The organism is Microbulbifer elongatus, from assembly GCF_020524885.1.
Taxonomy (GTDB): Bacteria; Pseudomonadota; Gammaproteobacteria; order Pseudomonadales; family Cellvibrionaceae; genus Microbulbifer; species Microbulbifer elongatus_A.
In genome coordinates this window covers 1,663,016-1,687,988 of sequence record NZ_JAIVKJ010000001.1, presented here as the reverse complement: position 1 = coordinate 1,687,988, position 24,973 = coordinate 1,663,016, and the positions used below count along the sequence as shown (strand labels likewise).

Genomic DNA, 24,973 nt, shown 5'->3' with positions numbered 1-24,973 from the left:
AGATCAGCGGACAATAGCAACGGATTTGACTTGCGCCCATACCGGAGAATTTTCCTCAAGCGCCAGCTGGTGTAGCGACCGGCGAGTAACTCGGGCGATGATGTGCGTATAGCTGGCTATTGTGTCAAACCGTTGCGGGACAATTCGTACCAGCACCATCGCAGGGTCTGCGTCGGGTGTGATATCCCGTACCCGCATCGGTAGTCGATTAAGGATGCTGGACTGCTGATCTTCAGTGCGGGTCAAGCTGACATCCCGGGCGAGAATTCGAATCCGGATCCGCTCACCAAGTGACTCGCCACTGTCGCGGACCCAGAGTTCAGCGCCGGCGACACGCGCGCGTAACAGGTTCCACCTGGTGTCGCGATCAATAACTTCCGCTTCGAGGAGTACGCCAAGGTCGTCCCCGAGATGTACCGGGAAGTCGGCGCTTGACATCAATTCCGTCGCGGACCCAGCTTGCTCGATTCTTCCGTCCCTCATTAGTAATAAATGGTCCGCAAGCCGTGCGATTTCCTCTACCGAGTGGCTGACATACAAAATGGGAATGTCGAGGGACCTATGCAGCTTTTCCAGATACGGCAAAATCTCCCGTTTGCGCGCCTGGTCCAGCGCAGCCAGCGGTTCGTCCATTAGTAAAAGTCGCGGTTTTACCAGCAATGCCCGGGCGATGGCGACACGCTGCTGTTCGCCGCCAGACAAGGTATCGGGACGCTGCCCGAGTAGCGCCGTAATACCCATAAGTGCAACGATTTCATCGTACTCTTCGTTACTCACTTCCGTGGAAGCGCGCTTGCGGGCAAAGGCGAGATTATCTTTGGCGCTGAGATGCGGGAAGAGGCTCGGCTGCTGGAATACGAAACCCAGTGGACGTTCGTGAACGGCGAGGCTTCGGTTTGGATTGCCTGATTGTTGCCAGGGGGTACCGTTGACGGTAAGGCTGCCAGTTACGCAGGGCTGTAAGCCAGCGATACAGCGTAGGAGAGTCGTTTTGCCAGATCCCGACGGTCCGAAAATCCCAGTAACCCCGCTACCTGGAATTTTGAAATCAACATCCAGAGCGAAATTCTCGGTCCCACCATCCTGTTGTCTTAGCGGCAGATAAAAATTACCCGTTATTGTGTTGCTCGAGAGCTCATTGCGGGCCATAGCGCCATCCATCTGCGGACTTGCGTCGCTGTAGTAAATACAGTGCAAGTAATACGGAAAACGAAAACACCAGCATGGCGGCAGATAACCAGTGCGCCCGAGCATATTCGAGCGCTTCCACATGATCGTAAATCTGTACGGACACTACCCGGGTTTCACCCGGAATATTGCCACCAATCATCAAAATGACACCAAACTCACCGACGGTATGGGCAAAGCCCAATACGGTTGCGGTGACGATTCCCGGTTTGGCCAGAGGCAAGGTGATATGCCAGAAGCTATCCCAGGGGCCGGCACGCAATGTCGCCGCGACTTCGCCCAGATGCCGACCCTGTGCCTCTATGGCATTTTGAATGGGCTGTACGACGAACGGTAGAGAATAGAGCAGGGAGGCAATCACCAGGCCGGTGAAGGTGAATGGGAGTGTCCCAAGCCCAAGGGACTCGGTCAATTTACCCAGTGGGCCCTGGGGGCCCATAAAAATAAGCAGGTAAAATCCGAGAACGGTGGGCGGCAATACGAGAGGAAGGGTCACAACGGCACTTACTGGGCCCTTCCACCAGGAGCGCGTTTTTGCCAACCAGTAAGCAAGAGGCGTTCCCAGGACTAATAGAAGAAGCGTTACTGTGGTTGCCAGTTTCAGGGTTAACCAGATGGCGGCAAGATCGGCGTTATTCAGCATTTATGTTGTTATCAATTTTTTGCGCAGTGCGATAGCCATAGGCGCGGATGATCGCGCGCGCTTCAGCACTCTGTACAAACTCCCAGAACTCGTTCATCGCTGAAGAATCTAAGCCCCGCTGCAGAATCACGGCATCCTGCCGGATGGGGCTATAAAGATGCTCTGGAACAACCCATACAGAGCCCTTGGTTGTACTGCCATCTTGCAGAAGCTGCGACACGGCCACCAGCCCGAGGTCTGCATTGCCGCTTGCGACAAACTGATAGGTCTGGGAAATGTTCTCGCCCTGGACCTGGCGGCGGCGCGTACTTTCTTCGAGACCGAGTTGCTGTAACACCTCTACCGCCGCCGCGCCATAAGGTGCGAGCTTCGGGTTGGCGATCGCAAGTCGGTTGTAGCTACCGTGGCTCAGCACTTCACCATTTGAATCCACAAATTTCGATTTACTCGACCAGAGTGCGAGTTTACCTTCAGCATAGGTAAAGCGGCTACTGGCTTCAGCCAGCCCCAGTTCCACCAATTGTGCCGGCTTCGCTTGATCAGCAGAGAAAAACGCCTGAAAGGGCGCACCGTGGTAAATCTGGGCGAAGATTTTTCCCGTTGAGCCGAAAGCCAGCTTTACCTGGTGGCCACTGCGTTGCTCGAATTGCCGGGCAATCTGTTGCATGGGCGCGGCGAAATTTGAAGCGACAGCAATAGTGAGTTGTTCGGCGCGCGCAACCAGGCTGAATAGCATTGCCATTAGGAGTGATGCGGACTTCAGTATCCGGCGCCGTCGCAAACGGTGAATCTCATCTGGCCTAGGTTGGATCTGCACGCCTGACTACCTTTTCTCGACTATTCAATGCCGCTTGGCCGTAGCGCTATATGGTCATGTATAAACCAGGCATGTTCAAGCCGCAGCCCCGCCGTTGATGTCTCGTCAGACCCAAGGGCTGAGCGCAGCCCAAAAGGGCTACAGTGTGCGTTTTGCCAGCTTCACACCGTGGGTAATCCTCTCGCTGGGGTGCAGTACAATCGTCTCCCCGGGAGAAACACCGGATAAAATTTCTGCGACGCGTCCATTCTGGTGGCCGATTTCGACTTCCGTGCGCACCGCGCGATCCCCTACGACCTTGAACACTGCCCATGCCTTCTGGTGGCGAAACAGTGCACCGGCGGGTACCTGGACGACATCGTCCGCGCGCCAGATTTCGATGGCGGCATCAACGCGATAACCGTGGCCGAGCCTTGCCCATTGTTCCCGTGGATCAATAAAGTCCACGATCACATTGACCCGCTGCTCCTCGATTCCCAACGCGGAAATCTTGGTGAAGCCATAGGGTTCTACCAGGCGCACACGCCCGTTCAGCGCTTTGTCGCCGCCCCAACTGGTGATCGCAACGGGTGCCCCTTGTTCCACACGGACGGCGTCGCGGGAGAGCAGGTCGATCACGATTTCCAGCTGCCCCGGATTACCTATTTCCAGTAATGCGGTGCCCACAGGTACCACTCGTTCGCTTTCCTGTAATAGCTGAAGAACCCGGCCGCCTACGGGAGCGGTGACTTTTACCAGGTTGTCGTCGTCAATTTTGGGGGTATCGCGCCGTGGGGCGATAAGGGTAGCGCGCGCGTTGTCCAGCTCGCCCTCGCTCACACGTTCTGCGGCACGAGCGGTATCCAGTGCGGCTACGGCACTGTCCAGTGCAAGCTCAGTGCGCTCCAGTTCTACCTTGGAGATATGTCCTTTTAGCGACAGCTTTCGTGCGCGCTTGGCGTCGGCCTGGGCGAAAGCCAGCCGCGCCTCGGCATCCCGGCGTTCCGCCTTGGAGAGATTCAGCGCGGCCTCGGCGCTGCGAATGGCCGCCTCAGCCTGGTTGCGGCTGCGCTCATCGAGAAATTGGGGATGCGTGGGTAGGAGTTCCGCGATGGTAGTCGACCCGGCCTCAACGGTATCGCCCACTTCACTCTGGATACGCAACAGGTAGCCGGTGACCGGCGCTGAGACTACAAAGACATCGTGCACCCGGGTGTAGCCCTCATCTGCTACAGATACCTGCATGGGGCCGCGAGTAACCTGTGCCATGTCGACGGGTACCGGCTGGGGCAAAAAGGCGTACACGAAAAAGCCCAAAACACCGACCAGTATGCCGATACCCGCGATACGCTTGAACAATTTGCGCCCCATGTTACTCCCGTGTCTTCAGCACCGCGATCAGGTCCAGTCGCTGGATTCGTCGATGCACCAGAATACCCGATGCCAAGGCGGACAGTATCACGACCAGCGCTGCATAGCCGTATGTAGAGGGATTGATGATCAGTGGGATTCTGAATAATTCGGTATCGAACGACTGCACCAGCGTCCAGGCCAGCAAATAGCCAAGCAGAGCACCCAGGGGCAGTGCCAACAGTGTCAAAATGGCGAGTTCACCGAGCAAAATATAAGACACCTCGCCACGGGTTAGTCCGAGTACCCGCAGGCTGGCCAGCTCACGGCCTCGCTCGGACAGCGAAATCCGCGCGCTGTTGTACACCACACCCAATGCAATGAGGCCGGCGAACAGGGTGTTAAAGAACACGAATGTCCCCAGGCTTTCCTGTAGTGTTTCGTAAAAGGCATTCTGAGCCTGTTCTTGCAGGCTAACACCCGCGACCACCGGCGTATTCTTCAGTGCCTGATAAAAGGCATCGGTATAGTTGGGATCGATCAGCAGGTAGCTGCCGGAAATGACAAGGTCTTCCTTGAGTATCCGATTCATAAAGGCCAGATCCATATAGGCGGCGGTGCCCATATAGGTTTTAACGATACCGCTCACGACAACGTCCAGCTCTGGACGGCGTCCAGTGCGAACCTCCATCCGCAGCTCTTCACCGGCACGAATATTCAGTAGTTCCGCCAGTTTGTCTGACAGAACGATACCGGTTGGGGGCAGGGAAACCGGCTGTAAATCGGTGTCAACCAGGCGACTGAGTTCCGCCTCTGGCCGCAGGCCGATAATCCCTTCGCGGCGACTGTGTGTACCGTTGCGCAGTACCACGGGTATCGCGCGGAACGGTTCCGCGCTCATCGCTCCGGGCGCATGCAGCACATCCTGGATGGCGCGGATGTTCCTCGGTTCTACAAAGTTGACAGTAACATCCTGTCGATCGATCACATTGAAGCTGATATCCACCATATAAAGCATCGCATCCAGCGAAAAACTTGAACCGATCAAAAGCCCCATGGACATGGCGATGCCAATCGACGCCATTGCCGCACGTCGTGGCCAGCGGTACAGATGGCGCATGATCATACGGGAGGGTTGATCAACCTTTTGCGCCAGGCCCTCTAGCCAGCGTGAAGAACGACTGTAATCCGGCGGTGGAGGCGGCACCATGGCCACTGCCGGATCCAGGCGCACCACCCGTAGTACGGCACCAAAGGTACCGCCGGCGGCGATGAGAAGACTAAACCCGATGGCTACCAGATAGACATCGGGCGGGGCGTCGAATAGCAGGAAGGGAAACTTGAAATAATCCATATACATGCGTGCCAGTCCGTGTCCGAGCCACAGTCCCAGCGCAATACCAATCAGGATCCCCAGGGCGGTGATGGCGCCAATCAGCTTGAGGTAGTGCAGGGCGACATCATGGTTACCGTAGCCGAATGCCTTCAGCAGCCCGATCTGCTCCCGTTCGGTGTCCACCAGTCGCCCGATCACCACATTTAACAGGAAGGCGGCCACCAGCAGAAAAATCGGTGGCAATAGACGGCCCATGGTTTCCAGTTGCTGAATTTCATTGGTCAGGAACTGGTCGGAAATCTGCTGGTCACGGCCATAAGCGCCGGTAGCCCCGTAGCGTGTGAGCAACAGGTCCAGCTGATCCAGTAATGCTTCCTCGTCTTCAGTGCCCGAGGTGAGCAATACGACTTCATTGAAAGCGCCGTCAAGATCGAACGCATGACCGAGGGCCTCCCGGTGCATCCACAATACGCCAAAGCGTTTTTTATCCGGTACGATTTCGCCGGGAGAAATGGCGTAAACGTACTCCGGTGCCAGAGCAACGCCGGTGATGACGAGCTTTTTCTTGGTGCCATTGAGAATTGCGTAGAGATGATCCCCTGGCCCAAGGTTGTGTGCTTCGGCGAAGGCTTCCAGTGCAAGGACCTCTTCTTCGCGTACCGGATCGGGGTAGCGTCCAATACGTAAAACGAAGTCGTTGATATGGGGGCCGCGAATCGCGGGAAGGGACTGGATCTCTCCGGTAATTGGCGCAGACGCGCCCTCGACATCCAGAATGACACCCGCGCGGATACGGGTTTCGGCCCGGCGCACTCCGGGCAATTCGGTGATCTGTTCCAGCAAGGCATCGGGGGCCCGTTTTACCGGAGCCCACACATCGGCAAAACGGTAGCGTTCATAATAGGCAGCGCGGGTGTCTGCCAGCGAGGCGAGCATACCCTTCGACATCAGGTACATTCCAACACCGCAACCGATCACCAGCGCAATGGCCAGTGCCTGGCCTTTGATGGCCCAGAGGTCGCGCACCAGCTTGCGATCGAGCGGGCTCAGGAATTCAATCACGGCGACGCTACCAGCTCAGTTCCGCTGGGGCACAGGGGTGTGCGTTGATTTCCGTGTGCTGGATTTGCCCGTCGGCCATGCTCAGTACACGGTCTGCCATTTGCGCGATCGCCGCGTTATGGGTAATCACCATGGTGGTTGTGCCCAGTTCGCGATTGACCCGGGTGATGGCTTCCAGGACCACGATCCCGGTTTTACTATCGAGGGCACCGGTAGGCTCGTCACAGAGCAGTACCCGGGGTTGCTTGGCGATGGCGCGGGCAATCGCGACCCGCTGTTGTTCACCGCCCGATAACTGGGCGGGAAAGTGATCCATCCGTTTGCCCAGCCCCACCAGTTCCAACGCCTGCTCCGGGGGCATCGGATGTTGCGCGATTTCCGTTACCAGGGCGACGTTTTCCCGAGCGGTGAGGCTCGGGATCAGGTTGTAAAACTGAAACACAAAGCCCACGTATTCACGGCGAAATTGCGTTAGATGCCGATCATCAAAGGCGGTGAGTTCTTCGTGATCGAAAAACACCTTTCCAGCACTGGGTGAATCCAGCCCACCTAGAATATTGAGCAGCGTGGATTTTCCGCTGCCGGAGGGGCCGAGAAGCACGACCATTTCGCCACGGGGCACCGAAAGGCTTACGCCACGCAGAGCGTGAACGGTGGACTCTCCACTGCCGTAGGTTTTGGTGAGGCCTTCGGCGCGAATGGCGGTGAGATTATCGTTATTCATGTAGGGAAACCAACTCCCTGGGTGATCCATTTCACAGCACAGTTTGATGAGCCTGTCCGGAGCCACTCGCGATTTTATGCGCTTTGGCGCCGAAAGGCCCCAGAGTTCAATGGAGTTCGCTCCGGGCGTACTCAGTGCTTCTATTCTAGAGGGAAATTCACGGCATGAAATAAACGGCAATGAATCCTGTTGCGATCAATTGTGAGAGAGACTGAACATGGCGGAGACAGCGGCCAGTGCTATTCCTGTTGGCACTATCTCCGAAGTCCACGGGCCAGTGGTTGTTATCCACTGTGCGTTGCTCCCTCCGTTGCGTCAGGCGCTCAGAGCTTCCGTGAATTCCGATACCTATCTATTCGAAGTCCATCAGCATGTCGATCAAAGCCATGTCCGCGCGATTACCCTGCATCGTACCGCGGGGCTGAGGCGTGGGTTGCCAGTATTTGATACCGGCGCGCCGCTACACGTACCGGCGACACCCGACTGCCTGGGGCGTCTGTTGAACATTTTCGGTCAGCCGTTAGATGGTGGCGAGCCCCTGGAGCCACGTGAATTCCGCAATATCCACACGACGCCGGCACCGCTCTGGGATGTAGTGGGTACCGGCGATATCCTGCAGACAGGGATCAAAGTCATCGACCTGCTGTGTCCGTTTGTGCGCGGTGGCAAGACCGGACTGTTTGGTGGTGCCGGGGTGGGGAAGACGGTGCTGGTGATGGAATTTATGCACGCCGTGGCTTCCCTGCACAGCGGGGTATCGGTGTTTGCCGGCGTTGGCGAGCGCATTCGTGAAGGTCACGAATTGTGGCATGAAATGCGCGAAGCCGGCGTAATGGAACAGACATTGATGTGTTTCGGGCAGATGGACGAGTCCCCCGGCGTCCGCTTTCGCATCGGTCTTTCCGCGCTGGCTTATGCGGAATATCTACGCGACACGATGCAAAAGGAGGTGTTGTTCGTGATGGACAACATCTTTCGGTTTGTACAGGCGGGCAGCGAGATATCCAGCCTCCTTGGGCGCATGCCCGCCACGGTAGGCTACCAGCCCACCCTGATCAGTGAAGTGGCCGAGCTCCAGGAACGGATTCTCTCTACCCGAGAAGGGGCCGTAACCGCCGTGCAAGCGGTGTATGTACCCGCGGATGATATGACGGACCCAGCGGTGAGTGCCATTTTCAGCCATCTGGACTCGTCGGTGGTGCTGTCGCGGGAGCAAGCGGGCAAGGGCATTTACCCGGCGGTAGAACCGCTGCTTTCCAGCAGCCGCATGATGGACCGGCACACCCTCGGCGATCGGCATTACGCGGTAGCGGAAGGCGTACGAGAACATCTGGCGCGGTACCGTGAGTTGGAAGACATTATTGCGATGCTCGGCATCGAAGAGCTGTCCTCCCGGGATCGCTTGATTGTACAGCGCGCGCGCAAGCTCCAGCGTTACCTCACACAACCCTTTCAGGTGATCACCTCGCAGACCGGAATTGCCGGTGTGTCCGTGCCGCTGGAAACCACGCTGGAGGATTGCGAGGGCTTTCTCCGTGGCGACTACGACGAAGTCTCGGAAGAGGGGTGCTATATGCGGGGCGGTATGCGGGAACAAAAGCGGTGAATACGTTCACCCTGGAGTTGCTTGCCGCCACCGAGCAGCAGCAGATTGACGGCGTGGTTTCCTTTGTGGGCGAAGATGCTTCCGGCAGCTTCGGGATTCTGCCAGGACACGAGCGGGCAATGACGGTGCTGTTATTCGGGCTGGCGCGCTTTCGCAGTATGGACAGTGACTGGCAGTATCTGGCGATCCCTGGAGGGCTGCTCTATTTTGTCGATAACCATCTGCAAATATGCACCCGGCACTATCTGATCGACAGCGATTATGAACGCATCTCCCTGACGCTGCAGCAGCAACTGCTGGCAGAAGAACGGGACCTGCATCAGATGAAGGAGGGGTTGCGGCGCATGGAAGAATCCGTATTGCGTCGGCTTTGGGAACTGGGACGCCCGGGCGGGGAATAAACCACACAAACTGGATTGCCATGGCCAGCGATAAAAGGAATAGAGACGAAGAGCTGCGTGAACAGGTCAAGCGCCAGGCCAGAAGGATGAAACAGGCCGAGCACGACCGCCGCACGTTGCTGGCGCAGACCATTTATATCGGCACCCTGGGGCTGGTATTCGTGTTACCAGTAGTGGCGGGTGCCTATCTGGGACGCTGGATCGACGAGCTGGCCGCGGGCTATTCCACCCGCTGGACACTCAGCCTGATTTTTCTCGGCGTGGTGGTGGGTGGCGTCAATGTCTATCTGCTGATCAGGGACTGAGGGTAAATTGCAGTGAATGGCGGCGAATTGTCTCCGGCGGTAGTTTTTACTATCGGAGCGCTGCAGCTCACCAGCACGACGCTGACCACACTGGGTATTGTTGCAGTACTTGGCGTTGTAGTTTGGTTGCTCTCGCGTCGCTTACGGAATCAGCCGGGGGCGATTCAAACATCCGCGGAAGCGGTATTTCTGGCGATAGAAGACTCTATCCGTGCGGTGGCGCCGGATCATGTAAAGTTGTTGCTGCCCTTTGTCGGCACCTTGTGGATTTTCCTGGTGGTGGCCAATCTCACCGGGTTGATACCCGGTCTGCATTCTCCCACGCGGGACTTATCCGCCACTGCCGCCCTGGCGATACTGGTATTTCTTTCAGTGCACTGGTTCGGTATCCGCGACCAGGGGCTGCGCCGCTATCTGCGTCACTACGTTTCGCCAAACCCTATACTGCTACCGTTCCATATACTCAGTGAGATTACCCGCACCGTGGCCCTGGCAGTGCGTTTGTTCGGCAACATGATGAGCCTGGAAATGGCGGCTTTGCTGGTCCTGCTGGTGGCGGGTTTCCTGGCTCCGATCCCGATACTTATGCTGCATATCGTAGAGGCCCTGGTTCAGGCCTACATTTTCGGCATGCTGTCGCTGATCTATGTGGCCGGTGGCCTGCAACTGCAGCAGCTTAAACAGGCATCGCAAGGCAATAATGAAATAGGAGAAAACCGTGAGTGATATGACCTGGTTTACCGGACTGTCCACGGTGGCCGCAGTGATCGGCATTGCCATCGGCGTACTCGGTCCGGCTTTTGCCATGGGCCGTGCCATCAGTAGTGCTCTGGAAGCCATGGCGCGACAGCCGGAGGCGGAGAAGTCCATCATGCGCACCCTGTTTATCGGCCTGGCGATGATCGAGTCTCTGGCGATTTACGTGCTGGTTATCATCCTTATTGTCCTGTTCCGCAACCCGTTGCTGGAATACATCGCCAAGGGATAGAGCTGCGCCCCATGGAACTCAACTGGACGACCTTCCTGCTCGAGATCCTCAACTTCCTGGTATTACTGTGGTTACTCAAGCGGTTTTTCTACAAACCGGTACAGGCGGCCATCGTGCGCCGCCAGGCGGCGATACAGCAGCAGCTGGATGATGCGCAGAAAATGAAGGAGGACGCACAACAGTTGCAGCAGTCCTATGAACAGGATCGTGCGGCGCTCGAACAGATACGTGAAGAGGCCCGGGCAAAATTGCAACGTGAGCTCGATGACGAACGCAAGCAGCAGGAACAGAAGCTGGCGGAGCTATTTGAGGAAAAGCGGCAGCAAGCCGAAGTCGTCGAGCAGCGCCAGCTGCGGGAGTCGCAGCGCCGGCAGGAACAGCAGGCACTGGAGCAGGGCAGCCGCTTTGCGACGCGGCTCCTGCAGGCGGGTGCGGGGCGGGAACTTGAATCGGGATTGCTGGATATTTTGCTCGACGGGCTGCGCAAGTTACCGCCTGAGCAACGCGCGACAGTGCAGCAGACCCTTTCCGAACAGCACGGCCCCGTAGAGGTGATGAGTGCCTTTCCGTTATCCACCGATGATCGCGAGCGTATCAACGACACCCTCACTGAAATATTTGACAGCGAGGTTCCCAGCCATTTTCTGGAAGATTCCGATCTGATGGCGGGGCTCCGCATTGCCATTGGCCCCTGGGTGGTGGGTGCCAATCTGCGTGATGAGCTGGAGGCATTTGCCCATCTGGAAACGGTGGGTCCCAATGACTGACAGTTTGCTGGAGCGCCGGGAGAACTGGCTGAAAAAATACCGACCACGGCTGCGCATTTACGAGCAGGGGCGGGTGGTATCGGTGGGAGACGGGATCGCGTGGGTAGCGGGTTTGCCCACAGCGGCCATGGACGATCTGCTGGACTTTGATGACGGTAGCCGGGGACTGGTGTTCGACCTGACCGGTGATCTTGTCGGGGCGATTTTACTGGAAGAAACGGCGGGACTCACCGCCGGCACCAACGCGCGACTACAGGGAAAGCCGCTCGGTATCGCAGTGGGTGACGCGCTGCTTGGACGCATTATCGATCCCCTCGGCAATCCACTGGATGACGGCGGCATTCCGGAGTGCAGTGGCTGGCGGCCGCTGGAGCAGGGTTCTCCCGGGATTGTTGCGCGGGACTTTGTCAGCCAACCGCTCTACACCGGTAGCAAGGTACTGGACACCCTGATTCCCATCGGCCGCGGCCAGCGGCAATTACTGGTGGGAGACGAGGGCCTGGGGCGCAGTTCGCTGGCCCTGGATACGGTGATCAACCAGCGCGAACAAGGCGTGCATTGTGTCTATGTGCTGATCGGCCAGAAGCGTTCCGCGGTGGTAAACACCATTGAGTTGCTCCGGGACTACGGTGCCCTGGATTACACGACGCTGGTGGTGGCGGAGGCCAGTGCTCTGCCGGGCCTGCAACATCTGGCACCATTTGCCGGTTGCAGCATCGCCGAATACTGGATGCGCAGGGGGCTGCATACCCTGGTGGTGTACGACGACCTTTCCACCCATGCAAAGAATTACCGGCAGCTTTCGCTGCTATTGCGGCGGCCGCCCGGTCGTGAGGCCTATCCCGGGGATATCTTTTCGGTGCATGCGGGCTTGCTGGAGCGGGCCACCAGCCTCAACGCGGCCAATGGCGGCGGTAGCATGACGGCACTGCCGATTATCGAGACCCAGCAGGGTGAGATTGCCGCCTATATCCCCACTAATCTGATCTCCATTACCGATGGCCAGGTGTACCTGGACCGTGAACTGTTCGCCGGCGGTTTCCGGCCGGCAATCGATATTGGTAAATCTGTATCCCGTATTGGTGGTCGCGCACAGCATTCGGCGATCAAAAAGGAGGCGGGAAGGATGAAGCTCGATTACCTGCAATTTCTCGAACTGGAAATGTTCACCCGCTTTGGCGCCAAACTGGAAGAGAGCATGGAGAAGGCCATCCATCGCGGACGCATACTGCGTGAGATTTTGAAGCAGGAGCGACTGTCACCGCTGCCGATCGAATTCCAGCTCGCATGGATGGTGGCGTTTAACGATGGCTTGCTAGACACGCTGGCACCGGAACAGGTCCCCGAACAAATGGAGGAATTACAGCGGCGTGTCGCGAGATCCGGGTTGAGCCTGGAAGAGGAACGCGGTCACTGGCACCGCCTGGTGCAGAGCTGTCTTGGGAAAGAGACCGGGCCCCGGGAAAGTGTATGAGCCGGCGCCGCGAGCTATTACATCAATGCAAAAAGCTGGGTGAAGCGCGGGAGATTGTCTCGTCGATGAAATCCCTGGCGTTTATGGAAAGTCGCCGCCTGGACAATTTCCTCGACATTCAGCGACAGGTGGTAAAGACCATGGAAACGGCGGCAGCGGATTTCTTGCACTTCCACCCGCAGCCGCTGACTGGCGCCGACGGATCCGGTACGCCAGCCCAGCACCTGTTTCTATTGCTGGGATCGGAGCGCGGCTTTTGTGGCAACTTTAACGAAAGCCTTGTGGGCGTGCTGGATGACGTCTTTGCGAAGCAGGTCGAGAATCAGGAAGGTATCGGCGTGATTGCTTGCGGACAAAAGCTCTACGGCAGGCTGGAAGGGCATCCACATCTGATTGCCGGTATTGATGGTGCGGCAGTGCTGGACGAAGTCACCGGCACCCTGAACCGGCTGGTGGACACGCTGAACGATCTTCAGCGCGGCGAAAACACACTGACACTGACGGTGCTTTATCACGATCCGGATCGGGAATCCGTGGTTGTGCGCGATTTGTTACCCCCTTTTCAGAAACTGCCAGCCCACAATACGGGATTGAACGGGTCACCCCAGTTGAACCTCCCTCCAGCCCAATTCCTGATAGCCCTGGTGGATCAGTATCTATTCGCCACCCTGCACGAGATTCTCTATGTATCCCTGATGGCGGAAAATCTGCAACGTATGCAACACCTGGAAGGCGCGGTGCGCTACCTCGACCAGAATCTGGATTCGCTTCAACGCCGGGGTAATCAGTTACGGCAGGAAGAGATTACCGAAGAGATCGAGGTGATTCTGCTCAGCGCCACCAGTGTCGAGCCACCGAAACCGGGTTGATAAGTAGATAGTCTGCGGCAGGGCCGTGTGACGGGCAACGGCCCTAAAAAGATACGGGAAGGCGATTTATACAAGCAATTGTGGGAAAAGAAGCATGATTATGCCGAGCAACAGCATCACCAGTCCACTGATACATTTGAGCCAGCGACCGCCACGGTGGGATAACTTCCGGCTACCCAAAGCTATTACCGCAAGGCTCACCATCAGCGCGTCGTCAGCGATGTACGCAAGAATATAGAGACCCAGGTAGCCGTAATATGTGGGGCCGCTCAGATCATGCTGTGCGAGGACCGCGGTATAGAATGCCGGCAGTCCGGCGGTACACAGCAGCTCGATGAAGTTCACCAGCACCGCGAGTAGCGCGACACCAATCATTGATGCAGCGAGCCTGTCTGTGCGCAACACATTGCGTATTCGCGCGTAAATCCCGGGTTTGGCGGATTCCGGAATGGCCAGGGTGTAGCTGCGGTTGTCGTCGAAAAAATCCCGTAGATTGACGAGACCGATGGCGATGGCAATGGCTGCGAGCAGCCACCGTAGCCATTGGTAAAAGCCCACGAGCAGAAACAGATTGAGCCAGGCGACCATAAATGCGTAGTAGATGGCTCCGCTGACGAAAACAAAGGTTCCGGCGATCAATGCCATGCGACGCCGATCCTGTAACCGCACCAGAATAGACAACAGGAACAGCAGAACCCACATGGCGCAGGGGTTGAACCCGTCCACCAGTCCCAGGGCAATGGTGAACAATGGGAGGCCGAGCCGGTCGGCACTCAGGCCGCCAAACCCGACTTCTTCAGTCTTTCCCGGCGGTGCGGAGCCTCCGGCAATCAGTCGTTCGAGTTTCGGTCCGGTGTCTGCCGCGCTGACGAATCCCACCAATACGCGCCCCTCGACCACGAAGGTGGGTACCCCCGGAGGCCACTCGCCCACACGGCGGGAGTGTCGTTCAAGGTCGTCTGCCGCGCGCGGGTCGGTATCCAGGGACCGATAAACGATCCGCAGGTGGGGGTAGCGCTTTTTAAGTCGTGGCAGATACTTTTTGGCATCCGCACAGTGAGGGCAGCCGTCGCGTACAAAAATCTCGAGTGTCTTGGTTGGGCTTGAGGGTGCATCGGCCAATCCAGGAGTGGATGCCAGTGTCAGGGCCAGGACCAGAAATAGTGAAAAGCTCACGGTCACGAGTAAGAGAAAACTACCGTTTGGCGGATGTCGCGTATTCATCGGGCATCTTTTACTGGAGTCGGAATGTACAGTGCTATACACAAACCATAGTCAGTGCCGGGCATCGCTCAGGGTAAAGTAAAGCTCCTCTTCCTGGGCGAAGTGCAGTCGCACGATTGCGATCAGGCTCAGCAGTACACGTCGCAGCTCCTGTAGCTGTAGGTCATCCGGCGGCTCGTCGGCGAGCTCCTCTGCCAGCTGTTCATAGCGGCGGGCAAGGCGGAAGATTTCCCGGTGAGTGTGGCTCATCGCTCCCATCGGATCGAATCCACGTACCATTTTCGCCAGCGCGGGATACAGATTCTCCTCATCCTCGCGCTCATGGGGTAGAAGTTCTTCTCTGATCACCGAGGCCACGGTTTGTATTTCCTCGTTGATATCTGTGCGGGGTTTTTGATTGCTATTGGCGCTGCCGTTAAAGAAATGGCCCGCGGCCTCCAGACGATCAAGCACTGGTTGCAGCTCACTGTGCTGGCGTTGCAGGTGCGCGACAAGCCCCGTGGGCAGTCGGGCTTCCGGCTCGTTTTCCGGAGCCGGGCGCAGGGCACGCAGCGCGTTGAGAATCACGGCTACGTCGATGCCTTCCTGTACCAATGCTCCCAGTACCGGCGGCAGGTAGCCGAATGCGGCGACCAGCATCGCCAATATCGACAAGGCCATACCGGCGACCACGCTCTGTACGGCAATCTGGCGGCCGCGACGGGCGATACCCAAACCATCTGGCAGGCGGTCAAGCCTGTCTACCAGCAGTACCACATCTGCCGCCTCCGACGATGCTCCGGCACCGCGGGCGCCCATGGCAATGCCCACATCCGCCGCCGCCAGGGCGGGGGCATCGTTGACACCATCGCCCACCATGCCGGTGTTACCGCGTCGACACTCGGACTTGACCGCCGCCACCTTGTCGGCGGGCGACCGCTCGGCGAGCACAGCGTCAAACCCCAGGGAGAGTGCCACCGTTTCCGCCACATCCTGACGATCACCGCTCAGCATGATAGTGCGATGAATACCCGCCCTGTGTAGCGCCCGCAGTGCCCGCGGCGTATCGAGGCGAATCTGGTCTGCCAGTAACAACACCCCGGCCATACGTCCGTCAATACTGACGAAAGCACCAGACAGGCCCCGCTGGGCCATATGCCGCAAGCGGGATTTGGTCCAGCGATCAGTACTGGCGCCGTCCAGTATTAGTGCAAGGCTGCCCACGGCAACGCGGTGTGTTTCCACTTCACCGGTGAGTCCTTCGCCCGGTTCCTCGGTTACCCGTTGCGGGATACTGAGGGTGAGGTTTCTTCTTCGAGCTTCCGCCACCAGGGATTGTGCCGTGCTGTGCTGGGATACCTGGTCCAGGGAGGCGGCCAGGCGCAATACCTCGTCGGGGGGAAAGCCCTCGGTGGCTTCTATGCCCACCAGTTGGGGGCGCCCGGTGGTGAGGGTGCCGGTTTTGTCGAACAGCAGGTTCTGGATATCCGCAAGCTGCTCCAGCGCGGTGCCGTTTTTGATCAGGATGCCGCGCTTTGCGGCCTGGGAGATGGCGGCGATCATCGCCACGGGTGCCGCCAGAATAAGCGGGCAGGGAGTGGCCACCACGAGCACCGCGAGGGCACGTATTGGATCCCCCGAAAGCCACCAGGCCGCGCCAGCCAGAATCAGTACCGGGGGGATAAACCAGAGCGCATAGCGATCCGCGAGGCGCGTAAACGGCGCCTTGCCCGCCTGGGCTTCGGCGACCATACGTACAATACCGGCATAGGTACTGTGCTCGGCAGTTTTCAGCGCCTGTAACTCGAGCGGACTGCCGGCATTGATCACCCCGCTCAGCAGCTGATCACCGCGGGACCGGCGACACGGGGTTGATTCCCCAGTAACGGCCGACTCGTCCAGATCGGCGCTGCCAGATAACAGCAGCCCATTGACAGGTACCGCTTCTCCCGGTTTTACGATTAGTTCATCTCCCACGCGCACGCTGTCCGCGGGAATATCCTCAATGCCGAATGTCTTACCAGGAACCTCACCGAATAGCCTGCGACGGTGGGCGACCCGCGGGGTGCGTTCCACAAGGGCCGAAAGCTCCCTGCGTGCACGCCCGGCGGAGTACTCCTCAAGCGCGCGGCCACTGGCAAACATAAACACGATCACTGCGCCGGCCAGATGTTGGGAGAGCGCCAGTGCGGCGACCATGGTCAAAAGAGCAAGCAGATCCACGCCGGCCTGTCGTCGGACAATTGCTCGCAGAGTATCCATCGTGGCGACGGCGAGCATCAGTACCACCGCGGCAATCCACGGTAGCGAGGGGTCGCCGTCCAGCATCCAGGCCACACCGCCGGCAGCGAGCAGGAAACCGATGACAACGACCAGCCCTATGTGTAGATAACGCGCCAGATTCGTGGCCAGTTTTGTCTGTGGTGATGAGGGTGTGGCGTCGCTGGTCATGGTGAAATCACCGTGGTGCGCGGATCTGGTCGGTCTGCGTGTGTACGCAGTATGACCCGCGGCAATTTATCTACCAGTAATAGACTAACCCGAGAGATCGAGGCAGTGTCACTGCGCATCATGGCTTCTGTGGGGGAGCATATAGTTGATGTAATGCTATTTTTGCAATAGCGATGGCTCCCGCTTGTCGTCCAATTGTATTCCTACAAACCGAAATGACCGACTCCGAACCATTGCCCCTTTGGCACAGCCTGTCCGCAGCGGAAGTCTCAGCGCTTCTGAAGAGCGGTGAAGACGGATTGAGTAGCGAAGAAGCTGCTCGGCGCCTGGCGCACTATGGGCCCAATACGCTGCCGCAACCGCGCCTGACCGGATTCCCGCGCCTTTTCCTGCGCCAATTCATCAGTCCACTCATTTACGTATTGCTAGCGGCAATGGTGGTTTCATTGGTGGCAGGTAAGTTTGCTGATGCGTCTTTTATCGGCCTAATCCTGTTGCTCAATGCGCTGATCGGCGCGCTGCAGGAAAGACACGCCCACCGCAGTGCACAGGCTCTGCGCAAGCTGATGGTGATTCGTGCAAGAGCAGTGCGTGGTGGAGAGATCGTAGAAGTGCCGGCAGAAGCGCTGGTCGCCGGTGATCAGGTATTGCTGAGTTCTGGCGATCGGGTGCCCGCTGATATGCGGTTGCTGGAATCCATCGGATTGGAGGTCGACGAATCTGTACTCACCGGAGAATCGCTACCGGTATTCAAAAGCAGTGAGGTGTTGAGCGATAAGGCGTCCCCTGTCGCCGAGCGGGTGAATATCTGCTACGCCGGCACATTGGTTGCCGCAGGAAGGGGCCGCGCGGTGGTGACGGACACCGGGAAGCGCACGGAAATGGGCAAGCTGAGCCTGACGATGGAAGCCGCTCAATCCGCCAAGCCCCCATTGTTCCAGCGTATTGAACGCTTTAGTAAAAAGCTCACCATCGCGCTTTTAATTGCCGTAGCGCTGTTGGCCACCATTGAGCTCGCGCGTAATACCGAGCCGTTGGTGATCTTCATGACCGCAGTAGCGCTCGCGGTCTCTGCTATTCCGGAAGGCCTTCCAATGGCGCTTACCCTGGTACTTTCCATCGGCACCCGCCGCATGGTCAGGCGCCACGTCATTGTGCGTAAGCTAGTAGCGGTGGAAAGTCTCGGCTCCTGTACGGTGATCGCTACTGACAAGACGGGGACCCTGACAGAAAACCGTCTTACCGCGCGCAAAATCGTTTTCTTCGATGACACGAGTGTGACCATTGATGGCGGCAAGCTTCCATCGATACCGGATTCGCCAGAGTATGACAATATGCGGGTGACCCGTCTCGCAAGGGTGGCCGCCCTGTGCAATGAGGCTGAACTGCGCCCGCTGAAAAATGGTAAATGGCACAGCAGTGGTGACGCGGTTGATCAGGCCCTACTGGTTATGGCGCATAAGGTCGGGCTGCAACGCAACACTCTCAATACCCACTGGCCACAACAGGCACAAATACACTACGAACCCGCACTGGGGTTTGCCGCCACACTACATGGAAATGATCAGGACGGGCATTCCCTGATCTGTGTTAAAGGTGCGCTGGAGAAGTTGCTGCCGATGTGCGATCGCATGGTGACCGCAGATGGCGATATGCCACTGGACAAGTCGGCAGTGTTGTCTGCGATGGCAGGTCTTGCCGAGCAGGGCGCGCGCGTATTGGCGTTTGCCGATGGCGAGGAGGGTACTCCTGAGCACTTTGTACCCGACAACCTCCGCGGGCTATGTCTTCTCGGACTGGTGGGGATGTTTGATCCACTGCGCCCGGAAGCGGTCGCCGCCGTTGCAGAATGTCGGGCCGCCGGTATCCACGTATGTATGGTGACCGGAGATCATCCGCGCACCGCACTGACCATTGCGCGGGAATTGCAGTTGGCCGATGCAGAAGATAAGCCGGTAACTGGTATCGACCTGGCTAAAGCCGAAACAGATGGGCCGCAGGCAGTGGATGCGCTCACCGCGGATGCCCGCGTATACGCACGGGTATCGCCGGAACAAAAGCTCATCATCGTGCAATCACTGCAGCGGCAAGGACAATTTGTGGCGGTAACTGGCGATGGTGTCAACGATGCCCCCGCACTGAGCAGCGCACATGTGGGCGTGGCCATGGGAGAGCAGGGCACGGAAGTCGCAAAAGAATCCGCCGACCTGTTGTTGACCGATGACAATTTCGCCTCGGTGGTTGCAGGCGTGGAGGAGGGGCGGATCGCCTACCAGAATATCCGCAAGGTAATTTTCTTCCTGATTTCTACCGGTGCTGCCGAAGTGGTGTTGTTTATCCTCACCACCACATTCGGCCTGCCATTGCCGCTGACGCCGGTGCAGTTACTATGGCTCAATCTGGTAACCAACAGTGTGCAGAGTGTAGGGCTCGCTCTGGAGCCGGGGGAGGGCGATGAAATGCACCGGCCACCGCGGCCGCCGCAGGAGTCGCTATTCAACCCGGTGATGCTGCGGCGGGTACTGGTCTCCGGGCTGGTGATGGGAGGGCTCGCTTTCACGTGTTTCTATTGGTTGCTAGAGCATGGATGGGCGGTAGAAGAAGCGCGCAACAGTGTGCTGTTATTGATGGTGTTGTTTGAAAATGTGCAGGTTTTCAATAGTCGGTCAGAGAGCCGCTCGATATTTCGTCAGCCGTTTTTTTCCAACCCGATTTTGCTGCTGGGTACTCTGGCTGCGCAGGGATTGCACATACTGTGTCTGTATTCGCCACTGATGCAGGACGTGCTCGGAGTATCCCCGGTTAGCGCCATGCAGTGGGGCGCATTATTAACCATCGCACTACTGCAACTACTGGCCATGGAAGTACTATCGCTTATAGCGAAGCCAGCAAAAAGCTCACTTTGAATGCTGACTGTGCAGGTGCCTGCGCCTGTCTCAGGCCTCCGGTGTGCCTGTGTCCTTAACGCCGCGTGTCAGCTCTTCCCGCGCGACGGAGGCGAGATGTTCGTACCGATGCAGGAAGTCTTGCAGGCTATCTTCATCCAATTCCTCCAGGTCAAGCAGTGCGTTATGCGCCCCCTTGGTCGCGCGGATGAGTTCATCCAGTTTGACCTGAATAGCTTCTGTGTCGCGGTTCTGGGTGTTTTGGATCAAAAATACCATCAGGAAAGTGACCGTTGTAGTAATAGTATTGATGATCAGCTGCCAAGTATTACTGAAGCCAAAAATCGGACCCGATAATGCCCAAAGTATAATAATTCCCACTGCACTGGCGAAAACTCTGGGGCGCCCACAGAAATGGGCTGCATTCTTGGCAAGCTTTGAGTACCAGCTGGTTGCACGCATTCGATGGCCTCCTGCTTATCGTCTGTCTCGGTTAAATCGCTGTCGTACAGGGGCTCAGACACCTTTCTGCTGTTCGATTACTGCGACTCTCTCAATAGTGTGCAAGAGGGCATCCGGACTGAGGCTGATCGAAGTGATTCCCTGCTTTACCAGATATTCAGCGACTTCCGGATAGTTTGACGGGGCCTCCCCACAGATGCCCGCGGGAATGCCATTGCGCTTCGCGCCCTCGATTGCCAGTCGGATCATTTCCAACACCCCGGGATCCCGCTCGTCGAAATCGAAGGCGACAATGTCGGAATCGCGATCAACCCCCAGAACTAGCTGGGTCAGGTCGTTGGAACCAATGGATATGCCATCGAAGAGCTGACTGAACCCATCAATCTGCACCACGTTGTTGGGAATCTCGCACATCACATAGACTTCCAGCCCGTTGTGACTTTGCTTGAGGCCGTGGTCAGCCATCGCCTTCAGTACCTGCTCGGCTTCTGGTATGCGTCGACAGAAGGGAATCATGACCTTGATATTGGTCAGGCCCATATCTTCGCGCGCTCGCTTGATGGCCGCACATTCCTGCGCAAAACCCCCAGCATAGGCGGGGTGCGCATAGCGCGCGGCTCCACGGAAGCCGAGCATGGGGTTCTCCTCGTGGGGCTCGAAGGCGCTCCCTCCGATCAGGCGCGCATATTCATTGGTCTTGAAATCCGAAGTGCGCACGATGACCGGGCGCGGGTAAAACGCCGCAGCAATGGTGCCGATGCCTTCGGATAACTTCTCGATAAAATATTCCGGACCACTGTCGTAATTGGCAGTGAGTGCATCAATGGTGTTGCGATCCTGCGTGTGCTCGACTTTGTCCGGACAGACCAGCGCCATTGGGTGGATCTTGATATGCTCATTGACGATAAATTCCATTCGCGCGAGGCCGACGCCATCACAGGGGAGGGCGCTGAGCCGAAAGGCCTGCTCTGGACTGCCGAGGTTGATCATCATTTTCGTGTGCGGGGTCGGCAGCTGATCGAGTTGAATCGTCGTGGTATCGAACGGTATATCACCGTCGTAGATATGGCCGGTATCCCCCTCAGAACAGGACACAGTCACCACCTGTCCGTCGTGGAGCCGGTGTTCGCTACCGATACCGACAATGGCAGGAATGCCAAATTCCCGCGCCACGATCGCAGCGTGGCAGGTGCGGCCGCCGCGTTCGGTCACCAGCGCCGCCGCCCGCCGCATTGCCGGGCCCCAATCTGGGCTGGTGCTGGCTGCGAACAGAATCTCGCCGTCCTGGAACGACGAAAGCCCATTGACATCGTCAACTCGGCGGAGTGTACCGCTGGCAATGGCACTGCCGATGGCGCGTCCCTCGGCGAGCATCGAGGACGTCTCCGGTATGGCGCGAAGCCTGTAGCGCTGTAACTGGTTAACCGGTTTTCGCGAGACCACGGTTTCCGGGCGTGCCTGGAGCAAGTACAGGTGACCGTCGTCGCCGTCCTTGGCCCACTCCAGATCCATTGGGCAGGGCTCGCCGCGCTGCGCACTGTAATGTTTCTCTGCGGCCATGGCGTACCGCGCAAGTTCCAGTATCTCTTCATCGTTAAGGCTGTACCGCTGGCGACGTACATCCGGCGTTTGAATATTCTGGAGTTCCTGGCTGTTCAGATCCGGGTCACACACCAGAGTCAGTTGTTTGGAGCCCAGCTGCCGCCGCAGCACACAGCGGTGTCCAATCTCGTATGTGGGCTTGTGCACATAAAATTCATCCGGGTCCACCGCACCCTGAACTATATTTTCGCCCAGCCCATAGGCCGAGGTGATAAACACCACATCGCGAAAGCCGCTGTCCGTATCCAGGGTAAACATCACGCCGCTGGATGCCTGATCCGCGCGCACCATTTTCATGACAGCAACTGCGAGGGAAACCTTGAAGTGGTCGAACCCGTTTCGCTCGCGGTAGCTGATAGCGCGTGCGGTGAACAGCGAAGCGAAGCAGCGCCGACAGGCTTCAATCAGGCCGTCAAGATTGCCTATGTTCAGGTAGCTGTCGTGCTGTCCTGCAAAACTTGCCTGAGGTAAATCTTCCGCGGTTGCGGAACTGCGCACCGCCAACCGCACTTGCTGCCCGTACTGATCGCACAGCCTTTCATAGGCTGCGGCAATTTGCGTTACCAGTTCATGGGGTAAACCGGCTTCGTAGACGATGGTCCGCGCCTCTTTGGCAATTTTCTCCTGCTCTCCGGGTACCGCAGAGGCGTGGAATTGGATCAGTGTGCGCAGTGGTTCCCAGGCTTTGGCCTGGTCGAGCATGTCACGATAGGCTGAGGCAGTAATGGCAAAACCGTTGGGGACCCGGATTCCCTCTGGGGTAAGCGACCGGTACATTTCCCCCAGTGATGCCGTCTTGCCGCCGACCTCGGCCAGATCGGCCAATCCCAGGTCCGCGAACCAGCGGATGTAGTTGGCTTCAGTCATAGCAAGATTCACAGACTCCTGAATATCTGCTCCACGTCGTCTTTGTGGCACAGCTCGGTTCCCCGGGTCATGACGGCGGCCGCACCCGCGGCCACCCCGAACTTTGTCGCTTCGGTAATTGTCTTTCCTGCGGAAAGTGCAGCGACCACGCCACCAACCACGGCATCGCCAGCGCCGACTTTGCTTTGTAAACGAACAGCGGGCGCAGGGATCCGCTCAAGCTTATCTCGCGTCACAAGTACTACACCGGCTCGGCCGAGCGAGACAATCACCACTTGCGCAGCACCGCGCGATACGATGTCACGGGCTGCATGCACGATAGAGCCGTCATCGGTAAGCTCACGGCCAACCAGCTCTTCCATTTCACGCAGGTTTGGCTTGATCAAGTAAACACCGACGGAAAGCGCACGACGCAGTGCGCCCAGTTTGGTATCCACCAGCAGGCACACTCCCTGGGGTACCGCTCTCAGTAACTCTTCGTACCATGCAGACGGCATCCCCTCCGGCAGACTTCCACTAAATACCGCGTACTTGGTGGTTGGTGGCAGTTTGCGCATCCGCTCTATCCAGTGCTCGCGTTCAGTATCCGAAAGCATGGGGCCAGGCATTCCGAACCGAAAGAGGTTGCCGCTGGACTCCTCACGAACAATCAGGTTTTCGCGCACGGCTTCACTGATCGTAATTGGCTGGTGCGGAACCTTTTCTTCATCAAGGAATTCCCCCAGCCGCCGCCCGTTCTCACCGCCACAGGTCCAGTAAGCACAGACATCCGCTCCCAGTCGGCTGACCACCCTGGCAACATTAAGCCCACCACCGCCGGGATATTCCTGCACATTGGTACAGGAAAGCTTACAGTCAGGGAGGACCTGTTCGACGGAGACGGTCTTGTCGATACAAGGGTTCAGCGTAATCGTTACTATGGACATGATCTCTGCAGAGACTCTGGCCGTTACAGCATCCGCGTCATCATATCGACACAACGCTGAGAAAACGCCCACTCGTTGTCGTACCAGGCGAACACCTTGAGGAACTTGTCTCCCACCATGCAGGTGTCTTTAGTTGTCACGATGGCGCTGTAGGGCCTTCCTACGATGTCACTGGACACCAATTCACGATCGTCAACCGCAAGGATGTCTTTCAACGGGCCCTGCGCCCAATGCCGGAACGTATTGTTGACTTCGTCGACATTGGTTCCTTTTTTTAGGGTGCAAGTAAGATCCAGCAGCGATCCACACTTCAGTGGTGCCCGCACGGCACAGCCATGCATTTTGCCCGACAACTCTGGGATGATCAGGCCAATGGTGGTTGCTGCGCCGGTCGTGGTGGGCACCAGGTTTTCTGCGGCAGCGCGACCGCGGCGAAGTTTGGGATTGTGTCCATCCACAAGGTTTTGTGAGGAAGTGTATGCGTGAATGGTATTGATCAAACCATGCTCAATGCCAAACTCGTCGTTAAGAACCTTTGCCACCGGCGCCAGGCAATTGGTGGTACAGCTTGCGGTGGAGATGATGTTATGGCGATGCCTGTCGTAGCGCTGATCGTTGATGCCGACGACGAAGTGACCGTCTAGCATGCTCTTGCCTGGCGCTGAGATCAGCACCTTTTTGGCGCCCGCAGCGAGGTGTTTGGACGCCCCGGCTCTCGTGCGGAAATTACCGGTGCACTCAAAAACGATATCTACGCCTTTTTCTCCCCATGGCAGCCTGGCGGGATCTTCTTCTGCACTGACGGAAATCGCCTGGCCATCAACAAACAATTGATCACCTTCACCGTGAACCTTCAGGTTCCTGGTGTGGTAGGTGGTGTCTAGCTCCAGGAGATAGGCAAGGCTTTCTACGCTAGCGAGATCATTTACATGGACAACTTCCAGGCCACCATGATGCGATTCCAGCGCGATACGGAGTACTTGTCGGCCAATACGTCCAAGTCCATTGATGCCGATTCTCATGGTCTATTTCCTAAATTCCGTTTGCAGTCAGGTGGGCGAGGCGCGC

21 protein-coding genes are annotated in these 24,973 nt (G+C 57.6%); 9 read left to right on the top strand and 12 right to left on the bottom strand.

What is annotated here, in order from left to right:
* Positions 1 to 3: 3 nt before the first annotated feature.
* The 6 genes from modC to LC059_RS07145 all read right to left on the bottom strand — a co-directional run bounded on the left by modC (position 4) and on the right by LC059_RS07145 (position 7,099).
* Complete coding sequence (modC, locus tag LC059_RS07170) at positions 4 to 1,149, bottom strand: molybdenum ABC transporter ATP-binding protein (protein ID WP_226703119.1); 1,146 nt, start codon at positions 1,147 to 1,149, stop codon at positions 4 to 6.
* Positions 1,136 to 1,831, bottom strand: coding sequence for a molybdate ABC transporter permease subunit (modB, locus tag LC059_RS07165; protein WP_226703118.1), 696 nt, complete (start codon positions 1,829 to 1,831; stop codon positions 1,136 to 1,138). The genes modC and modB overlap by 14 nt, the downstream gene beginning before the upstream one ends.
* Positions 1,821 to 2,573, bottom strand: a complete 753-nt coding sequence (modA, locus tag LC059_RS07160) for a molybdate ABC transporter substrate-binding protein (RefSeq protein WP_226703117.1) — start codon at positions 2,571 to 2,573, stop codon at positions 1,821 to 1,823. Before modA ends, modB begins: the two co-directional genes overlap by 11 nt.
* Before the next feature lie 213 nt (positions 2,574 to 2,786).
* Positions 2,787 to 3,998: an efflux RND transporter periplasmic adaptor subunit gene (locus tag LC059_RS07155; RefSeq protein WP_226703116.1), complete on the bottom strand. Its 1,212-nt coding sequence runs from the start codon at positions 3,996 to 3,998 to the stop codon at positions 2,787 to 2,789.
* 1 nt (position 3,999) lies between these two features.
* Complete coding sequence (locus LC059_RS07150) at positions 4,000 to 6,375, bottom strand: ABC transporter permease (RefSeq protein WP_226703115.1); 2,376 nt, start codon at positions 6,373 to 6,375, stop codon at positions 4,000 to 4,002.
* 7 nt (positions 6,376 to 6,382) lie between these two features.
* Positions 6,383 to 7,099: an ABC transporter ATP-binding protein gene (locus LC059_RS07145; protein WP_226703114.1), complete on the bottom strand. Its 717-nt coding sequence runs from the start codon at positions 7,097 to 7,099 to the stop codon at positions 6,383 to 6,385.
* Between the two features lie 217 nt (positions 7,100 to 7,316).
* Between LC059_RS07145 and atpD the strand changes: the two genes are divergently transcribed.
* Genes atpD through LC059_RS07105 form a run of 8 tightly spaced genes read left to right on the top strand, consistent with a single transcriptional unit; the run spans position 7,317 to position 13,509 of the window.
* Complete coding sequence (atpD, locus tag LC059_RS07140; RefSeq protein ID WP_226703113.1) at positions 7,317 to 8,705, top strand: F0F1 ATP synthase subunit beta; 1,389 nt, start codon at positions 7,317 to 7,319, stop codon at positions 8,703 to 8,705.
* Positions 8,702 to 9,106 (top strand): F0F1 ATP synthase subunit epsilon, encoded by a 405-nt coding sequence (locus LC059_RS07135; protein WP_226703112.1) that lies wholly within the window; start codon positions 8,702 to 8,704, stop codon positions 9,104 to 9,106. The genes atpD and LC059_RS07135 overlap by 4 nt, the downstream gene beginning before the upstream one ends.
* Before the next feature lie 20 nt (positions 9,107 to 9,126).
* Positions 9,127 to 9,411 (top strand): AtpZ/AtpI family protein, encoded by a 285-nt coding sequence (locus tag LC059_RS07130; protein ID WP_226703111.1) that lies wholly within the window; start codon positions 9,127 to 9,129, stop codon positions 9,409 to 9,411.
* A 12-nt stretch (positions 9,412 to 9,423) separates the two neighbouring features.
* Complete coding sequence (locus tag LC059_RS07125) at positions 9,424 to 10,137, top strand: F0F1 ATP synthase subunit A (protein ID WP_226703110.1); 714 nt, start codon at positions 9,424 to 9,426, stop codon at positions 10,135 to 10,137.
* A gap of 1 nt (position 10,138) precedes the next feature.
* Positions 10,139 to 10,399, top strand: a complete 261-nt coding sequence (gene atpE, locus LC059_RS07120; RefSeq protein WP_226703197.1) for an ATP synthase F0 subunit C — start codon at positions 10,139 to 10,141, stop codon at positions 10,397 to 10,399.
* An 11-nt stretch (positions 10,400 to 10,410) separates the two neighbouring features.
* Positions 10,411 to 11,166 carry a F0F1 ATP synthase subunit delta gene (locus LC059_RS07115; protein ID WP_226703109.1) on the top strand — a complete coding sequence of 252 codons (756 nt, stop codon included), beginning with the start codon at positions 10,411 to 10,413 and terminating at the stop codon, positions 11,164 to 11,166.
* A complete protein-coding gene (locus LC059_RS07110; protein ID WP_226703108.1) occupies positions 11,159 to 12,640 on the top strand; it encodes a F0F1 ATP synthase subunit alpha in 1,482 nt (493 codons plus the stop codon). The genes LC059_RS07115 and LC059_RS07110 overlap by 8 nt, the downstream gene beginning before the upstream one ends.
* Positions 12,637 to 13,509: a FoF1 ATP synthase subunit gamma gene (locus tag LC059_RS07105; RefSeq protein WP_226703107.1), complete on the top strand. Its 873-nt coding sequence runs from the start codon at positions 12,637 to 12,639 to the stop codon at positions 13,507 to 13,509. Before LC059_RS07110 ends, LC059_RS07105 begins: the two co-directional genes overlap by 4 nt.
* Before the next feature lie 66 nt (positions 13,510 to 13,575).
* On the opposite strand, the gene LC059_RS07100 is transcribed toward LC059_RS07105, so the two are convergent.
* Positions 13,576 to 14,733, bottom strand: coding sequence for a glutaredoxin domain-containing protein (locus LC059_RS07100; protein WP_226703106.1), 1,158 nt, complete (start codon positions 14,731 to 14,733; stop codon positions 13,576 to 13,578).
* 51 nt (positions 14,734 to 14,784) lie between these two features.
* Positions 14,785 to 17,163 (bottom strand): heavy metal translocating P-type ATPase, encoded by a 2,379-nt coding sequence (locus LC059_RS07095; RefSeq protein WP_226703105.1) that lies wholly within the window; start codon positions 17,161 to 17,163, stop codon positions 14,785 to 14,787.
* Between the two features lie 215 nt (positions 17,164 to 17,378).
* Between LC059_RS07095 and LC059_RS07090 the strand changes: the two genes are divergently transcribed.
* Complete coding sequence (locus LC059_RS07090) at positions 17,379 to 20,069, top strand: cation-translocating P-type ATPase (protein ID WP_226703104.1); 2,691 nt, start codon at positions 17,379 to 17,381, stop codon at positions 20,067 to 20,069.
* Between the two features lie 30 nt (positions 20,070 to 20,099).
* On the opposite strand, the gene LC059_RS07085 is transcribed toward LC059_RS07090, so the two are convergent.
* Genes LC059_RS07085 through gap form a run of 4 tightly spaced genes read right to left on the bottom strand, consistent with a single transcriptional unit; the run spans position 20,100 to position 24,927 of the window.
* Complete coding sequence (locus tag LC059_RS07085; protein ID WP_226703103.1) at positions 20,100 to 20,510, bottom strand: low affinity iron permease family protein; 411 nt, start codon at positions 20,508 to 20,510, stop codon at positions 20,100 to 20,102.
* A gap of 54 nt (positions 20,511 to 20,564) precedes the next feature.
* Positions 20,565 to 22,979 carry a phosphoenolpyruvate synthase gene (ppsA, locus tag LC059_RS07080; protein WP_226703102.1) on the bottom strand — a complete coding sequence of 805 codons (2,415 nt, stop codon included), beginning with the start codon at positions 22,977 to 22,979 and terminating at the stop codon, positions 20,565 to 20,567.
* An 8-nt stretch (positions 22,980 to 22,987) separates the two neighbouring features.
* Positions 22,988 to 23,905: a 1-phosphofructokinase family hexose kinase gene (locus LC059_RS07075; protein ID WP_226703101.1), complete on the bottom strand. Its 918-nt coding sequence runs from the start codon at positions 23,903 to 23,905 to the stop codon at positions 22,988 to 22,990.
* A 23-nt stretch (positions 23,906 to 23,928) separates the two neighbouring features.
* The gene (gene gap, locus LC059_RS07070) at positions 23,929 to 24,927 is read right to left on the bottom strand and encodes a type I glyceraldehyde-3-phosphate dehydrogenase (protein WP_226703100.1); all 999 of its coding nucleotides are present in this window, start codon (positions 24,925 to 24,927) and stop codon (positions 23,929 to 23,931) included.
* Positions 24,928 to 24,973 lie beyond the last annotated feature (46 nt).

Coding starts and splice junctions, on each gene's coding strand:
- LC059_RS07100 (WP_226703106.1), bottom strand. CDS start 14,733: ATGAATACGCGACATCCGCCAAACGGTAGTTTTCTCTTACTCGTGACC.
- LC059_RS07115 (WP_226703109.1), top strand. CDS start 10,411: ATGGAACTCAACTGGACGACCTTCCTGCTCGAGATCCTCAACTTCCTG.
- LC059_RS07095 (WP_226703105.1), bottom strand. CDS start 17,163: ATGACCAGCGACGCCACACCCTCATCACCACAGACAAAACTGGCCACG.
- ppsA (WP_226703102.1), bottom strand. CDS start 22,979: ATGACTGAAGCCAACTACATCCGCTGGTTCGCGGACCTGGGATTGGCC.
- LC059_RS07155 (WP_226703116.1), bottom strand. CDS start 3,998: ATGGGGCGCAAATTGTTCAAGCGTATCGCGGGTATCGGCATACTGGTC.
- LC059_RS07075 (WP_226703101.1), bottom strand. CDS start 23,905: ATGTCCATAGTAACGATTACGCTGAACCCTTGTATCGACAAGACCGTC.
- gap (WP_226703100.1), bottom strand. CDS start 24,927: ATGAGAATCGGCATCAATGGACTTGGACGTATTGGCCGACAAGTACTC.
- LC059_RS07110 (WP_226703108.1), top strand. CDS start 11,159: ATGACTGACAGTTTGCTGGAGCGCCGGGAGAACTGGCTGAAAAAATAC.
- atpE (WP_226703197.1), top strand. CDS start 10,139: ATGACCTGGTTTACCGGACTGTCCACGGTGGCCGCAGTGATCGGCATT.
- LC059_RS07085 (WP_226703103.1), bottom strand. CDS start 20,510: ATGCGTGCAACCAGCTGGTACTCAAAGCTTGCCAAGAATGCAGCCCAT.
- LC059_RS07105 (WP_226703107.1), top strand. CDS start 12,637: ATGAGCCGGCGCCGCGAGCTATTACATCAATGCAAAAAGCTGGGTGAA.
- modA (WP_226703117.1), bottom strand. CDS start 2,573: ATGGCAATGCTATTCAGCCTGGTTGCGCGCGCCGAACAACTCACTATT.
- modC (WP_226703119.1), bottom strand. CDS start 1,149: ATGGCCCGCAATGAGCTCTCGAGCAACACAATAACGGGTAATTTTTAT.
- LC059_RS07090 (WP_226703104.1), top strand. CDS start 17,379: ATGACCGACTCCGAACCATTGCCCCTTTGGCACAGCCTGTCCGCAGCG.
- atpD (WP_226703113.1), top strand. CDS start 7,317: ATGGCGGAGACAGCGGCCAGTGCTATTCCTGTTGGCACTATCTCCGAA.
- LC059_RS07130 (WP_226703111.1), top strand. CDS start 9,127: ATGGCCAGCGATAAAAGGAATAGAGACGAAGAGCTGCGTGAACAGGTC.
- modB (WP_226703118.1), bottom strand. CDS start 1,831: ATGCTGAATAACGCCGATCTTGCCGCCATCTGGTTAACCCTGAAACTG.
- LC059_RS07145 (WP_226703114.1), bottom strand. CDS start 7,099: ATGAATAACGATAATCTCACCGCCATTCGCGCCGAAGGCCTCACCAAA.